The organism is Burkholderia sp. D-99, assembly GCF_011605345.1.
GTDB lineage: Bacteria > Pseudomonadota > Gammaproteobacteria > Burkholderiales > Burkholderiaceae > Burkholderia.
In genome coordinates this window covers 161,890-175,773 of sequence record NZ_JAAOXM010000006.1, presented here as the reverse complement: position 1 = coordinate 175,773, position 13,884 = coordinate 161,890, and the positions used below count along the sequence as shown (strand labels likewise).

General features: G+C 64.1%; 11 protein-coding genes and 1 tRNA gene. All 12 read left to right on the top strand.

Going from position 1 to position 13,884, the window contains the following annotated elements:
- The first annotated feature begins 19 nt into the window (after window positions 1-19).
- The 12 genes from tilS to HAV18_RS22720 all read left to right on the top strand — a co-directional run bounded on the left by tilS (window position 20) and on the right by HAV18_RS22720 (window position 13,875).
- Complete coding sequence (gene tilS / locus HAV18_RS22775) at window positions 20-1,441, top strand: tRNA lysidine(34) synthetase TilS (protein WP_166960161.1); 1,422 nt, start codon at window positions 20-22, stop codon at window positions 1,439-1,441.
- Window positions 1,442-1,783: 342 nt separating this feature from the next.
- Window positions 1,784-3,037 carry an aspartate kinase gene (locus tag HAV18_RS22770; protein ID WP_166960143.1) on the top strand — a complete coding sequence of 418 codons (1,254 nt, stop codon included), beginning with the start codon at window positions 1,784-1,786 and terminating at the stop codon, window positions 3,035-3,037.
- A gap of 110 nt (window positions 3,038-3,147) precedes the next feature.
- Window positions 3,148-3,241, top strand: a tRNA-Ser gene (locus tag HAV18_RS22765).
- A gap of 260 nt (window positions 3,242-3,501) precedes the next feature.
- Window positions 3,502-3,777 carry a hypothetical protein gene (locus HAV18_RS22760; RefSeq protein ID WP_166960140.1) on the top strand — a complete coding sequence of 92 codons (276 nt, stop codon included), beginning with the start codon at window positions 3,502-3,504 and terminating at the stop codon, window positions 3,775-3,777.
- Window positions 3,778-4,404: 627 nt separating this feature from the next.
- Window positions 4,405-5,934 carry a NuoM family protein gene (locus HAV18_RS22755; RefSeq protein ID WP_166960137.1) on the top strand — a complete coding sequence of 510 codons (1,530 nt, stop codon included), beginning with the start codon at window positions 4,405-4,407 and terminating at the stop codon, window positions 5,932-5,934.
- Window positions 5,935-6,204: 270 nt separating this feature from the next.
- On the top strand, window positions 6,205-7,092 hold the full coding sequence (gene cyoA, locus HAV18_RS22750) for a ubiquinol oxidase subunit II (RefSeq protein WP_166960134.1): 888 nt from the start codon (window positions 6,205-6,207) through the stop codon (window positions 7,090-7,092).
- Window positions 7,093-7,095: 3 nt separating this feature from the next.
- A complete protein-coding gene (cyoB, locus tag HAV18_RS22745; protein ID WP_166960131.1) occupies window positions 7,096-9,102 on the top strand; it encodes a cytochrome o ubiquinol oxidase subunit I in 2,007 nt (668 codons plus the stop codon).
- The gene (cyoC, locus tag HAV18_RS22740; protein ID WP_011352505.1) at window positions 9,102-9,710 is read left to right on the top strand and encodes a cytochrome o ubiquinol oxidase subunit III; all 609 of its coding nucleotides are present in this window, start codon (window positions 9,102-9,104) and stop codon (window positions 9,708-9,710) included. Before cyoB ends, cyoC begins: the two co-directional genes overlap by 1 nt.
- Complete coding sequence (gene cyoD, locus HAV18_RS22735; protein ID WP_011352504.1) at window positions 9,711-10,043, top strand: cytochrome o ubiquinol oxidase subunit IV; 333 nt, start codon at window positions 9,711-9,713, stop codon at window positions 10,041-10,043.
- Between the two features lie 362 nt (window positions 10,044-10,405).
- Window positions 10,406-10,768 carry a hypothetical protein gene (locus tag HAV18_RS22730; protein ID WP_166960128.1) on the top strand — a complete coding sequence of 121 codons (363 nt, stop codon included), beginning with the start codon at window positions 10,406-10,408 and terminating at the stop codon, window positions 10,766-10,768.
- Between the two features lie 141 nt (window positions 10,769-10,909).
- Window positions 10,910-12,781: an extracellular solute-binding protein gene (locus tag HAV18_RS22725; protein WP_166960125.1), complete on the top strand. Its 1,872-nt coding sequence runs from the start codon at window positions 10,910-10,912 to the stop codon at window positions 12,779-12,781.
- 50 nt (window positions 12,782-12,831) lie between these two features.
- Window positions 12,832-13,875 carry a microcin C ABC transporter permease YejB gene (locus HAV18_RS22720; RefSeq protein WP_042977074.1) on the top strand — a complete coding sequence of 348 codons (1,044 nt, stop codon included), beginning with the start codon at window positions 12,832-12,834 and terminating at the stop codon, window positions 13,873-13,875.
- Window positions 13,876-13,884: the final 9 nt, after the last annotated feature.

Sequence of the window (13,884 nt, the reverse complement as noted above, 5' to 3'; positions counted from 1 at the left end):
CTGCGCGCGCGTTCCTCTCGTGATCCCACCGACCGAATTCTCCGCCGACCGCGTCGTCCTCGACGCGGTCGGCGTTGCGCTTTCCGGCATGCCGCCCGATGCGCGCATTGCGATCGCCTATAGCGGCGGCCTCGACTCGACGGTGCTGCTCGACGCGGCCGTGCGTGTCGCGGGCGCGTCGCGTTGCGTCGCGCTGCACGTGCATCACGGGCTGAGTGCGAACGCCGACGCGTGGGTTGCGCATGCCGAGGCGAGCGCGACCGGGCTCGGCGTCGCATTCGAATCGATGCGCGTCGACGTGCCGCGCGACAGCGGCCTCGGCGTCGAGGCGACGGCGCGCGAGCGGCGCTATGCGGCGCTCGACGAGATGTGCGAACACCACGGCGCGACCGCGCTGTGGCTCGCGCAGCATGCGGACGACCAGGCCGAAACCGTGTTGCTGCAATTGTTGCGCGGCGCGGGGATCGCCGGGCTTGCCGCGATGGCGCCGCGTTACCGTCCTGACGGCGTGAGCGTCGAGCGCGTGCGCCCGCTGCTGCGACTGTTGCGCGCGCAACTCGAGCGCTATGCGGAGCAGCACGACCTGGCATGGATCGATGACGAATCGAACGGCGACACGCGCTATGCGCGCAATGCGCTGCGCATCGATGTGCTGCCGGCGCTGGCCGTGCATTTTCCGGGTTTTCGTGACGCGCTGGGCCGCGCGGCCCAGCATGCTGCCGCCGCCCAGCGGCTGCTCGACGACCTGGCCGAACTCGACTTCGCCGTTGCCGCGCGCGATGACGGGCACGCGCTGTCGCGCGATGCACTGGTCGCGTTCGACGATACGCGCGGCGCGAACCTGCTGCGCTTCTGGATGCGCCGGCTCGGTTTGCCGGGCGCGTCAGCCGCCCGGCTCGCCAACATGATGCGGCAGCTGCGAGCCGCACACGACGCCCATGCGTTGCGCGTCGATCACGCGGGGCAATGCCTGCGGCTTTATCGCGATGTCATCTACTGGGAAGCGGGCGACAGCAGCGAACCGGCCGATGACGGCACCGGGACACCGCATCCGGAATCGGTGCTCGCGTGGGACGGGCAGGAAGTCTGGCACCTGCCGGGATGGCGCGGTACGTTCGTGTTCGTGCCGGCCGACGCGGGAGGCGCCGATGCGGTGCCGGAGGCGCTGCTGCGCGGCGCGCGGCTGGCGGTGCGCGCCCGTGCGGGCGGCGAGCGGATGCGTACGTCGCCGGGCGGGCCGGGCCGCACACTGAAGAACCTGTTCCAGGAGCGCGGCGTGCCGGCTTGGCAGCGCGACGTGCCGCTGCTGTTCGCCGGCGACCGGCTGATCTATGTGCCGCGCCTCGGCGTGAACCGCGATGTCGGCTTGTCCGGGGGCGGGGCGTCAGATGACGGCGCGTGGCGCCGGATCGAGTGGCGTCCGGACCTGCAGATCGCTTGATGGCGACAGGCCGTTGGCGGCGCGACAGCGCGCGCATTTTCACTATTTGGTAAACAGCGCCGGAACGGCCCTGGACGCGGCGAGCGGCTTGTCAAGCGGGCCTCTATCGGGTACGCTCGGTCGTTTGCTCGGCTCGATTTTTGAGCGATTTGTGCAGGTTTTCCGCGTGACGTACCCGGTTTGCGCGGCCTGATCGGCCTTCCGGGCAAAATCCGTCACGCTTGCGCGTTGCGTCCCAGCCGTCCCCCTCGTCGTCCGTCCACAGCCACAAGCCGCGTGACCGAACGGCTACGCGGCCTGTCCAGCGCGCCCGTGCGGTTTCTCCTCCAGTTCAGAACGACAATGGCACTCATCGTACACAAATACGGCGGCACTTCGATGGGCTCGGTCGAGCGCATCAAGAACGTCGCGAAACGCGTCGCAAAATGGCATCAGGCCGGGCACCAGATGGTGGTCGTGCCTTCGGCGATGTCCGGCGAAACCAACCGTCTGCTCGGTCTCGCGAAAGAGATTTCGAGCCAGCCGAGCCCGCGCGAGCTCGACATGATCGCGTCGACCGGCGAGCAGGTCAGCGTCGGCCTGCTGTCGATCGCGTTGCAGGAAATCGGCGTCGAGGCCGTGAGCTACGCGGGCTGGCAAGTGCCGATCAAGACCGACAGCGCGTTCACGAAAGCGCGCATTCACTCGATCGACGACGAGCGCGTGAAGGCCGATCTGAATGCAGGCAAGGTCGTGATCATCACGGGTTTCCAGGGCGTCGATCCGGACGGTCACATCACGACGCTGGGCCGTGGCGGCTCGGATACGTCGGCGGTGGCGGTCGCGGCTGCGCTGGGTGCCGAAGAGTGCCTGATTTACACGGACGTCGACGGCGTTTACACGACCGATCCGCGCGTCGTCGAAGAGGCGCGACGCCTCGATCGCGTGACGTTCGAGGAAATGCTGGAAATGGCCAGCCTCGGCTCGAAGGTCCTGCAGATCCGCTCGGTCGAATTCGCCGGCAAATTCCAGGTGAAGACGCGCGTGCTGTCGAGCCTGACCGATCCGCTGATTGCGCTCGACGAAGAAATGCGCTCGGGCACCCTGATTACTTTTGAAGAAGACGAGACCATGGAAAAGGCAGTCATTTCCGGCATCGCGTTCCAGCGCGACGAAGCACGCATTGCGGTGATGGGCGTGCCCGACAAGCCGGGCATCGCGTATCAGATCCTCGGCCCGGTCGCGGATGCGAACGTCGACGTCGACATGATCATCCAGAACCAGAGCGTCCAGGGCAAGACCGACTTCACGTTCACGGTCGGCCGTGGCGACTACCAGAAGGCGATGGACATCCTCACCAACCAGGTGAAGGGCCATGTGAGTGCCGAGCAGGTGCAGGGCGACCCGAAGGTGTCGAAGGTGTCGGTGGTCGGCGTCGGCATGCGTTCGCACGTGGGCGTCGCGAGCAAGATGTTCCGCACGCTGTCGGAAGAGGGCATCAACATCCAGATGATCTCGACGTCCGAAATCAAGATTTCGGTGCTGATCGACGAGAAATACATGGAGCTGGCCGTCCGCGCGCTGCACAAGGCATTCGAACTCGACCAGGCATCGTGAATTTTTCGTGATGCATTGAAGAAAATGCATCACGGAAATTGACGTGCGGTTCGAAACCCTATATTATTTCGTTCTCGTCGCACTGCCTCCCTGGTGCGAGCGAAAGTTTGGGAGACGTGGCCGAGAGGTCGAAGGCACTCCCCTGCTAAGGGAGCATCTGGGCCAAAACCTGGATCGAGGGTTCGAATCCCTCCGTCTCCGCCAAAAGCGGTGACAAAGCCCCGCAAGTTCTCGGACTTGCGGGGCTTTTTCTTTTTCCGGCCCGTCGAGCGCTGGACGCGTGATGCGGCTGGATCTCATCCGCGGGCGGATTCGGGCGGGGCAGGCACTGATTCAGTGAGTGTTCGGCTCGAGCGGCGATAGTGCGCTATAGGTCGCGTATCGTCCGGCGCGATTCGAGGTGATGCTCTTCACAAGCCTGCGTTCCGTTCCGGCTGTCTTCCCTCATCGACCCGTCGACCGACTTGTCGGCAACCCACACTCGTTACACGCGGCTGCGCGGCTACCGTCATGCGACGGTCGAGGGCATACACGGTTGCTGCGAGCGTCCGCATATCCTGCGCAAGTACCACGCGATCGTCGCGCAGCTCGTCGCGATGGAGCAGGGCGCATTGCTGCTCTTGCTCGAACCGTGCTCCGTAGCGCTCGACCCGCACGCGCTGCAGGATGTCGTGCATGGCCACGGTGCGATTCTCACGATGCAGACGTTGAGGCTGGCACTGACGGCCGTAGCGGCATGATCGACACGCGCCATATCGTCGATGCGATGACGCACGCGTCCTCGCCGGTTGATGCCACGGGTGGCGGCCGCTTTGTCCATGTTCCCGCGCAACCCATCCCCTGTTGCGCGGTGACGATGCGCATATGAGACCGCCTGAGCCACCAGCGATCTCGGTCGGGAGCATGAGGGGCGAGGGCGGCGCGGCCATTCGCTCGATCCGCGTCGAGCAAAGCTCAACGAAATATAAATGAAAGTATTGTTGTAAGGATTTGGGGCGATGTGGGGGCTGTCTTGCAAGGCACCAATAAGCTCGTTCCGACCCTCAGAAACGGCAGACAGACGTCAAAAATGCGGCGCCGCGTCGATTTTCGCGACCTGTCCCATCGGGCAATACAAAAAATTACCAATAAAAATCAGTTGGATAGAGCGATTGATGAAATTGATGCTCTGCTGCGATGCAGAAAATAATCAATCGCCTTATGCTGGTTAACCCGATTGCGTTTGAGCGGCATCAAGCTTTCCCGTGATGCCGCTTTACATTTTGCCAACATTGGCGATTCACGAAATCTATCTGTCGATTTGATTTCGTTCCTTTCGTCTCGCCTGTCCCCGATGCAGTGCGCGACTTCATCAAGGCCTTGTTGACATGCATGATTTCCCCTTCCTGAGCCTGGCCATCTGGGCTCCGATCCTGTTCGGCGCATGCCTGTTGCGCGCCGGTTCCGACCATCATCCACGTCGAACGCGGCTGATCGCGCTCGTCGGTGCGCTGGTGGGGCTTGCGGCGGTCGTTCCGTTGGTCGCCGGTTTCGATGCGCACTCGGCTGCGATGCAGTTCGTCGAAAGCCGCAACTGGCTGGCAGCATTCAATTCCGGGTGGCGGGTCGGCATCGACGGCGCGTCGCTGTGGCTCGTCGTGCTGACCGCGTTCACGACGCTCGTGGTGGTGGTGGCATCGTGGGAGTCGATCACAGTGCGCGTCGCGCAGTATTACGCGTCGTTCCTGATCCTGTCGGGGCTGATGGTCGGTGTGTTCGTCGCACAGGACGGGCTGCTGTTCTTCATCTTCTTCGAGGCGACGCTGATCCCGCTTTACCTGCTGATCGGCACGTGGGGGCGCGAGCGTCGCGTGTACGCGGCGGTGAAGTTCTTCTTCATCTCGTTCGCCGGTTCGCTGTTGCTGCTGATGGCGATGCTGTACCTGTACGCGCAATCGCATACGTTCGACATGGCCGTGTGGCGCACGCTGCAGCTCGGCTTCGCGCCGCAGTTGCTGGTGTTCCTCGGCTTCTTTGCCGCATTCGCGGTCAAGGTGCCGATGTGGCCGGTCCACACGTGGCTGAGCGACGTTTACACCGACGGCCCGACGGGCGCGGCGCTGATGCTCGCGATGCTCAAGCTCGGCGGCTACGGGTTCCTGCGCTTCGCGCTGCCGGTCACGCCCGACGCGAGCCACTTCTTCGCGCCGGCCGTGATCGCGCTGTCGCTGTTCGCGATCGTCTATGCGAGCCTGATCGCGCTCGCCCAGACCGATCTCGGCAAGCTGCTCGCGTATTCGACGGTCGCGCACATGGGGATCGTCACGCTCGGGCTGTTCCTGTTCAACCGGATCGGTGTCGAAGGCGCGATCGTGCAGCTCGTGTCGTACGGCTTCGTCGCGGGCGCGATGCTGTTGTGCGTGAACGTGCTCGTCGATCGCACGAAGCAGCGCGAGATTGCCGCGTACGGCGGCGTCGCGGGCGTGATGCCGCGTTTCGCGACCTTCACGGTGCTGTTCGCGATGGCCAACATCGGCCTGCCGGGCACGTCGGGCTTCGTCGGCGAGTTCATGGTCATCATGGGCGCGATCCGCTTCAACTTCTGGATCGGCGCGATCGCGGCACTGACGCTGATCCTCAGCGCGTCGTACACGCTGTGGATGCTCAAGCGCGTCGTGTTCGGCAAGGTCGCGAGCCAGGGGATCGCGAAGCTCGCCGACCTGAACCGTCGCGAGATCGTGATGTTCGCGTCGCTCGCACTGGTCGTGCTGGCAGTCGGCATCGATCCGAAGCCGTTCACCGACGCGATCGATCCGACCGTCGGAAGGCTGATCGAAGACGCGAGCCATTCGAAGCTGCCGGCAGGGGACGGCCCTGCGCAGCCGCAGCCGTCGTACATGGCATCGACGCGCGGCTGATCGCGGCACGTCGCGCGAGCGGGGCATATCGCACGGCGGAGAAGCCGTTGCATACACATCGATCTCGGTCCGGCGCCGGCAGCGTCGGGCCCGCTTTCGGCTGCGTGAAATTGCCCCGCGACAATGTGTCTCACAGCAGATTCTGCAATGATGATTTTCCGCATTAGCTGGTTTTTCATCGCACTCGCGCGACGTATGATTCGGCCACTTTCGTGGATCGAATGCGCATCGGGCATACGCAAACGGATTCAATGACCCTCGGGCGGTGTGATGAAAAGAAAAGCTTCAAAAGGCGGGGCGGCGCTGATGTCGATCGGCGCGGCCTTGAGCCTGTCAGGCTGTAATTTAGATGTACTAAATCCGAAAGGAAGCGTGGGCGCCGCCGAAAAGGCGCTGATCGCGACGTCCACCTGGGCGATGCTGATCGTCGTCGTGCCGGTGATCCTGCTCACGCTGTGGTTCGCGTGGCGTTACCGCGCATCGAACCGCAACGCCACCTACGCGCCGAACTGGTCGCACTCGACCGCGATCGAGGTCGTGATCTGGACGGTGCCGACGCTGATCATCCTGTTCCTCGGCGTGCTCACGTGGAAGACCACGCACGAGCTCGACCCGTACAAGCCGCTCGAGTCGTCGGTGAAACCGATCGATGTCGAGGTCGTCGCGCTCGACTGGAAGTGGCTGTTCATCTATCCGGAACTCGGCATCGCGTCGGTGAACCAGCTCGCGATTCCGGTCGGCACGCCGGTGAACTTCCGCATCACGTCCGATTCGGTGATGAACTCGTTCTTCATCCCGCAGCTCGGCGGCCAGGTCTACGCAATGGCCGGCATGCAGACGCGCCTGCACCTGATCGCCGACGAGGCCGGCAACTACGCGGGTACGTCCGCCAACTTCAGCGGCCGCGGTTTCTCCGACATGAAGTTCCGCACGCTCGCCGAGCCGCGCGAACAGTTCGATGCATGGGTGCAGAAGGTGAAGGCGTCGCCGGACCGGCTCGACGCGACCGTGTACGGCACCGTCGCGCAGCCGAGCGAGAAGGCGCCCGTACGCTACTTCTCGTCGGTCGATCCGCGGCTCTTCCACAACATCATCGCGAAATACAACGATGGCCACGTCCTTGACCTGAAGGACGCCGCCTGCGGCACGAAGGGGTAACGCATGTTCGGCAAACTCACACTATCGGCGATCCCGTTCGATCAGCCCATCATCATGGTGGCCGGCGCCTTCATGGGGCTGGCCGTGCTGGGCATTCTCGCCGCGCTGACGATCACCGGCCGCTGGAAATGGCTGTGGACGGAATGGCTGACGACGGTCGACCACAAGAGACTCGGCGTGATGTACATCATCGTCGCGCTGATCATGCTGCTGCGCGGCTTCGCCGACGCGATCATGATGCGCATGCAGCTCGCGCTCTCGTACAACGCGCCCGGCTACCTGCCGCCGCATCACTATGACCAGATCTTCACGGCACACGGCGTGATCATGATCTTCTTCATGGCGATGGTATTCATGGTCGGCCTGATGAACCTGGTCGTGCCGCTGCAGATCGGCGCGCGCGACGTCGCATTCCCGTTCATCAACTCGCTCTCCTTCTGGATGACGGCGGTGAGCGCGATCCTGATCAACGTGTCGCTCGTGATCGGCGAATTCGCGCAGACGGGCTGGCTCGCGTATCCGCCGCTGTCGGAGCTGCAGTTCAGTCCGGGGGTAGGGGTCGACTACTACCTGTGGGCGCTGCAGATATCGGGCGTCGGCACGCTGCTGACCGGCGTGAACTTCTTCGTGACGATCATCAAGATGCGCGCGCCGGGCATGACGCTGATGAAGATGCCGGTGTTCACGTGGACCGCGCTCTGCACGAACGTGCTGATCATGGCGTCGTTCCCGATCCTGACCGCGACGCTCGCGCTGCTCGGCCTCGACCGTTACCTCGGCATGCACTTCTTCACGAACGAAGCCGGCGGCAACGCGATGCTGTACCTGAACCTGATCTGGGCATGGGGTCACCCGGAGGTGTACATCCTGATCCTGCCGGCGTTCGGGATCTTCTCGGAAGTCATCGCGACGTTCGCGAAGAAGCCGCTGTTCGGCTACAAGACGATGGTGTACGCGACCTGCGCGATCATGGTGCTGTCGTTCCTCGTGTGGCTGCACCACTTCTTCACGATGGGCTCGGGTGCGAACGTGAACGCGTTCTTCGGCATCATGACGATGATCATCGCGATCCCGACCGGCGTGAAGGTGTTCAACTGGCTGTTCACGATGTATCGCGGCCGGATCGAATTCACGACGCCCGTGCTGTGGACGATCGGCTTCATGGTCACGTTCACGATCGGCGGGATGACCGGCGTGATGATGGCGATTCCCGGCGCGGACTTCGTGCTGCACAACAGCCTGTTCCTGATCGCGCACTTCCACAACGTGATCATCGGCGGCGTGCTGTTCGGTTATCTCGCGGGCTTCAACTACTGGTTCCCGAAGGCGTTCGGCTTCAAGCTGAACGAGAAGCTCGGCAAGGCCGCGTTCTGGTTCTGGCAGGTCGGCTTCTATGTCGCATTCGTGCCGCTCTACGTGCTCGGCTTCATGGGCATGACGCGCCGCCTGAACCACTACGACAACCCGGCATGGCATCCGTGGCTGCTGGTCGCCGCGTTCGGCGCCGTGCTGATCGCGATCGGCATTGCGTGCCAGTTGCTGCAACTGGTGGTCAGCATCCGCAACCGCAACCTGCCGGCGTATCGCGACACGACGGGCGATCCGTGGGGCGGCCGCACGCTGGAGTGGGCGACCTCGTCGCCGCCGGCCGACTACAACTTCGCGGTGATCCCGCAGGTGCGCACGCTCGACGCGTACGCGGACATGAAGGCACGCGGCGAAGGCCGGCCGAACCCGGCGTCGTTCCGCGACATCCACATGCCGTCGAATACCTGCGCGGGCCTCGTGGTGGCGATCTTCAGCCTGGTGCTCGGCTTCGCGCTGGTGTGGCACATCTGGTGGATGGCGATCGGCGGGCTCGTCGGGATCGTCGCGACGCTCGTGATCTACAGCTCGCGCGATAACGACGGTTATTACATTCCTGCGTCTACGGTGCGCAAGACCGAAGACAAGCAGCCGACGAAGCGCGTGGCCGCGCACGTCGATGACGTGGAACTGGAGGCCAACTGATGTTGCAGAAAACCTTGAGTGCAACCCTGCTCGAGCACGACGACCATCCGCCGTCGCATTCGGTGTTCGGGTTCTGGCTGTACCTGATGACCGACTGCGTGATCTTTGCGGCGCTGTTCGCGACGTTCGCGGTGCTCGGCCAGCAGCATGCGGGCGGGCCGACCGCGAAAGACTTGTTCGACATTCCGGGCGTCGCGGTGGAAACCGCCGCGCTGCTGCTGTCGAGCATCACGTACGGGTTCGCGATGCTCGCTGCGTACAAGCAGCGGCGTGGCGCGCTGCTGGCGTGGCTCGCGGTGACGTTCGTGCTCGGCGCGGCGTTTCTCGTGATGGAACTGCGCGAGTTCTCGCATCTGATCGCGGAAGGCGCGGGCCCGCAGCGCAGCGCGTTCCTGTCGGCGTTCTTCACGCTGGTCGGCACGCACGGGCTGCACGTGACGGCCGGGCTGCTGTGGATGATCGTGCTCGCCGGGCAGATCGTGTTCCGTGGCGGCGACCTGACCGATCGCGACCTGCGACGCCTGACGTGCCTGAGCCTCTTCTGGCACTTCCTCGACATCGTGTGGATCTGCGTGTTTTCCTTTGTCTATCTCGCGAGCGTGATCTAAATGGCCCATTCGCATTCGTCTCAACTCGAAGAAGGGCACGGCAGTGTCGGCGGCTACGTCGCCGGTTTCATCCTGTCGGTGCTGCTCACCGCCGCGTCGTTCGGCCTCGTGATGGGCGGCGTGCTGTCGCCGCACGCGTCGCTGATCGCGCTGGCCGTGCTCGCGTTCGTGCAGATCGTCGTGCACCTCGTGTACTTCCTGCACATGAACGGCTCGTCGGGCCAGCGCTGGAACGTGATGGCGTTCAGCTACACGGTGCTGACCGCGGCGATCCTGATCGTCGGCACGCTGTGGGTGATGCACAACGTCAGCATGAACATGATGTCGCGCTGAGCGGCATCGCGGCGCGGTGCGTCGATCGGAAAAGCGGCACGAAGGTGCCGTTTTTTTTTCGTCCGCGAGAAGAGGCGCATCGCCGTCGCGGACGCGCACAGGCGGGTGCTTCGGCCCGCGAGGGCGGCATCGGGGGACACAGGCTGTATGATTCGGCGCGCGCACATCGCCGGCGCGAACATCGACCGGCAAAGGCGGAAGGGGGCCCGGACGCCTTCGTCGGGCCGTCGATTGTTACAAGACGTTAGCGCAAGCTTGTCGTTGCGATGCCGCGCATCAGTTCTTACAAACTTGAAATATGCGGTGGCGACGCTTGCCGTTATAGTCGAATCACACATCAAACAACCCCCAAAGAGGAATCCATGAAGACCTTGCGTATTGCCTCGCTCTTGACCGGTATGACGGCCTTGCTCGTGTCGGGCGCAGCAATGGCGGGAGTCAATGTCGGGATCAATCTCGGCGTTCCGGCACCGGTCTACGTCGCGCCCGCACCCGTGTATGCGCCGCCTCCGCCGCCGGTCATCTATCAGCCTGCGCCGGTCTACGCGCCGGCACCTGTCTACGCGCCGGCGCCGGCCATCATCATCGGCTGGCACGGCGACCGCTACTGGGACGGCCGTCGCTACTGGGGCCGTGACGAGTGGTACCGCCGCCATGGTCGCGGCTGGGGCGGCGATCGCGATCGCGGCCACTGGGATAACGGCCGCCACAACGGCTGGCACTGATCGGCGCGGCGCGCTCGCTGGATGCGCGCCCGCGATCCGCTCGTGAAGAAACCGCCCGCGTGGCGGTTTTCTTTTGGCTCACAGGCTTGAATGGGTAGAATCGTCTCTCGTTACTACCCTCATTCGACCGACAGGGCCTCTATGACGAAGGGTTCGCCCCGGGCCGCCGCCGCGTGTGTCTGCCGTGCCGTGCGGGCTGCCGGCCGCACGGCCGCGGTGTTCGCGCTGCAGGCGGCGCTGGCCGCGAGCGCGGCGCACGCGGCGTATGCCATTGCGCAGTACGGCGAGCCGAAGTATCCGCCGGGCTTCAAGCATTTCGACTACGTCAACCCCGACGCGCCGAAGGGCGGCACGCTCGTGCTCGCGAACCCGAACCGGCTGACATCGTTCGACAAGTTCAACCCGTTCACGATGCGCGGCAATCCCGCGCCGGGCATCGACATGCTGTTCGAGAGCCTCGCGACCGGCAGCTCGGACGAGCCGGCATCCGCTTACGGGCTGCTGGCCGACGACATCGACGTCGCGCCGGATCGCCGTTCGGTCACGTTCCACCTGAATCCGCGCGCGCGCTTTTCCAATGGCGACCCGGTCACGGCGGACGACGTCAAGTTTTCGTTCGACACGCTGAAGAGCAAGCAGGCCGCGCCGCAGTTCGGCGCGTATTTCGCGGAAATCACGAAGGCCGTGGTCGTCGATCCTGCCACCGTGCGTTTCGAGTTCCGCAGCGCGAATCGCGAACTGCCGCTGATCGCCGGCGGCGTGCCGGTGTTTTCGCGCAAGTGGGGATTGCGCGCGGACGGCTCGCGCATCCCGTTCGACCAGCTCGCGTTCGAGCAGCCGATCGGCAGCGGCCCGTACCTGATCGAGCGCTACGACAACGGCCGCAACATTACATACCGGCGTAACCCGGCATACTGGGGTGCCGACCTGCCGGTGCGGGTCGGTACCAACAACTTTGGGCGGATCGTCTACAAGTTGTACGGCGAGGGTGTTGCTCGCCTTGAGGGGTTCAAGGCCGGTGAATATGACGTACTTGTCGAGAACATCGCGCGCAATTGGATACGGCAGGATGTCGGCAAGCGCTTCGACAGCGGCGAGTTGATCAAGCGCGAATTCCGGCAACACAACGGCGCGGGCATGCAGGGTTTCTTCATGAACCTGCGCAGGCCGCTGTTTCGCGATGTGCGTGTGCGCCAGGCGCTTGACCTTGCGCTCGACTTCGAATGGCTGAATCGCCAACTGTTCTATGGCGGTTATACGCGCCTCGACAGCTATTTCGCTGACACCGACCTGCAGGCCACCGGTCTGCCAGGGCCGGGTGAACTGAAGCTGCTCGAACCGCTGCGCGCGCAGCTTGACCCGGTCGTATTCGGCCCGATGGTCGTGCAACCGAACACGAACCCGCCGAATTCGCTGCGCGCGAACCTGCTGAAGGCGCGGGCGCTGCTTGCGCAGGCAGGCTGGACTTATCGCGATGGCGCTTTGCGCAATGCGCAAGGAGAGTCTTTCACGTTCGAGATCCTGGACGATGCAGGGTCCCCATTCAAGGGGATCGTGGCAGCCTACCAGCGTAATCTTGCGAAGCTCGGCATCGAGGTACGCTTTCGGACGGCTGATTTCGCGCTGCTGCAAAAGCGCCTTGACGCGTTCGACTACGACATGACGCCTATCCGCTACATCGGCGTACAGGTGCCGGGCGCCGAACAGCTTGCACGTTACGGCAGCAAGTTCGCGGACGAGCCGGGGTCGGACAACGTCATCGGACTGAAGTCGCCGGCCGTCGACGCGCTGCTGCACGCACTCGGCACCGCGCAGTCGCGCGACGAGCTGCTCGACGCGACGCACGCGCTCGACCGCGTGCTGATGCACGGCTACTACGCGGTTCCGCAGTGGTACAGCACGACGCACCGGGTCGCGTACAAGCGCACGCTTGCCTATCCGCAGACATTGCCGCTGTACTATTCGGCCGAGGGCTGGGTCGTGTCGACCTGGTGGGCGAAGCCCGATCACTGAGCCCGCCGCCTCTACGTCCAACCCCGCCTACCGATCGCGAGTCGACGCCCATGTGGAGCTACATCCTCAAACGCCTGCTGCTGATGATCCCGACGCTCATCGGCGTGCTGACCCTCACGTTCGCGGTGATCCAGTTCGTGCCGGGCGGCCCCGTCGAACAGGCCGTGCAGGAATTGCGCAAGGGCGCGACTGAGCAGGGCGCGGTGCCGTTCGGGATGCGCGCGCACACCGGCGTCGACGCGCAGCAGCTCGCGCAACTGAAGGCGCTGTACGGTTTCGACAAACCGCCGCTCGAACGCTACTGGCTGATGCTGAAGCGCTTCGCGCGCTTCGATCTCGGCGACAGCTACTTCCGCCACCAGAGCGTGTGGTCGCTGGTCGTGCAGAAGCTGCCCGTGTCGATCAGCATCGGGCTGTGGACGTTCTTCCTCACGTACCTGATATCGGTGCCGCTCGGCATCGCGAAGGCGGTGCGCAACGGCTCGCCGTTCGACGTTGCGACGAGTCTCGTCGTGCTGGTCGGCTATGCGATTCCGGGCTTCGTGCTCGGCGTGCTGCTGCTCGTGCTGTTCGGCGGCGGCTCGTTCTGGCAGCTTTTCCCGCTGCGCGGGCTCACGTCGGACAACTTCGCCCAGCTGTCGCTCGTCGGCAAGGTGCTCGATTACCTGTGGCATATCGCGCTGCCGATCACGGCCTCGGTCGTCGGCAGCTTCGCGGTCGTCACGATGCTCACGAAGAATGCGTTCCTCGACCAGATCCGCCGGCAATACGTGCTGACCGCGCGCGCGAAGGGGCTGTCCGAGCGCAGCGTGCTGTGGAAGCACGTGTTCCGCAACGCGATGCTGCCGTTGATCGTCGGCTTCCCGGCCGCATTCATCGGCGCGTTCTTCACGGGCAGCCTGCTGATCGAGACGCTGTTCTCGCTCGACGGCCTCGGGCTGCTGTCGTACGAATCGGTCGTGCGGCGCGACTATCCGGTCGTGCTCGGCACGCTGTACCTGTTCACGCTGATCGGGCTCGCGACCAAGCTGATCTCCGATCTCTGCTATGTGTGGGTCGATCCGCGCATTCAATTCGACACCCTGGAGCGCTGACATGAAACC

Excerpts from the sequence above, each read along its gene's own strand:
- HAV18_RS22770 (WP_166960143.1), top strand. The coding sequence starts at position 1,784 with ATGGCACTCATCGTACACAAATACGGCGGCACTTCGATGGGCTCGGTC.
- HAV18_RS22755 (WP_166960137.1), top strand. The coding sequence starts at position 4,405 with ATGCATGATTTCCCCTTCCTGAGCCTGGCCATCTGGGCTCCGATCCTG.
- cyoA (WP_166960134.1), top strand. The coding sequence starts at position 6,205 with ATGAAAAGAAAAGCTTCAAAAGGCGGGGCGGCGCTGATGTCGATCGGC.
- cyoB (WP_166960131.1), top strand. The coding sequence starts at position 7,096 with ATGTTCGGCAAACTCACACTATCGGCGATCCCGTTCGATCAGCCCATC.
- cyoC (WP_011352505.1), top strand. The coding sequence starts at position 9,102 with ATGTTGCAGAAAACCTTGAGTGCAACCCTGCTCGAGCACGACGACCAT.
- cyoD (WP_011352504.1), top strand. The coding sequence starts at position 9,711 with ATGGCCCATTCGCATTCGTCTCAACTCGAAGAAGGGCACGGCAGTGTC.
- HAV18_RS22730 (WP_166960128.1), top strand. The coding sequence starts at position 10,406 with ATGAAGACCTTGCGTATTGCCTCGCTCTTGACCGGTATGACGGCCTTG.
- HAV18_RS22725 (WP_166960125.1), top strand. The coding sequence starts at position 10,910 with ATGACGAAGGGTTCGCCCCGGGCCGCCGCCGCGTGTGTCTGCCGTGCC.
- HAV18_RS22720 (WP_042977074.1), top strand. The coding sequence starts at position 12,832 with ATGTGGAGCTACATCCTCAAACGCCTGCTGCTGATGATCCCGACGCTC.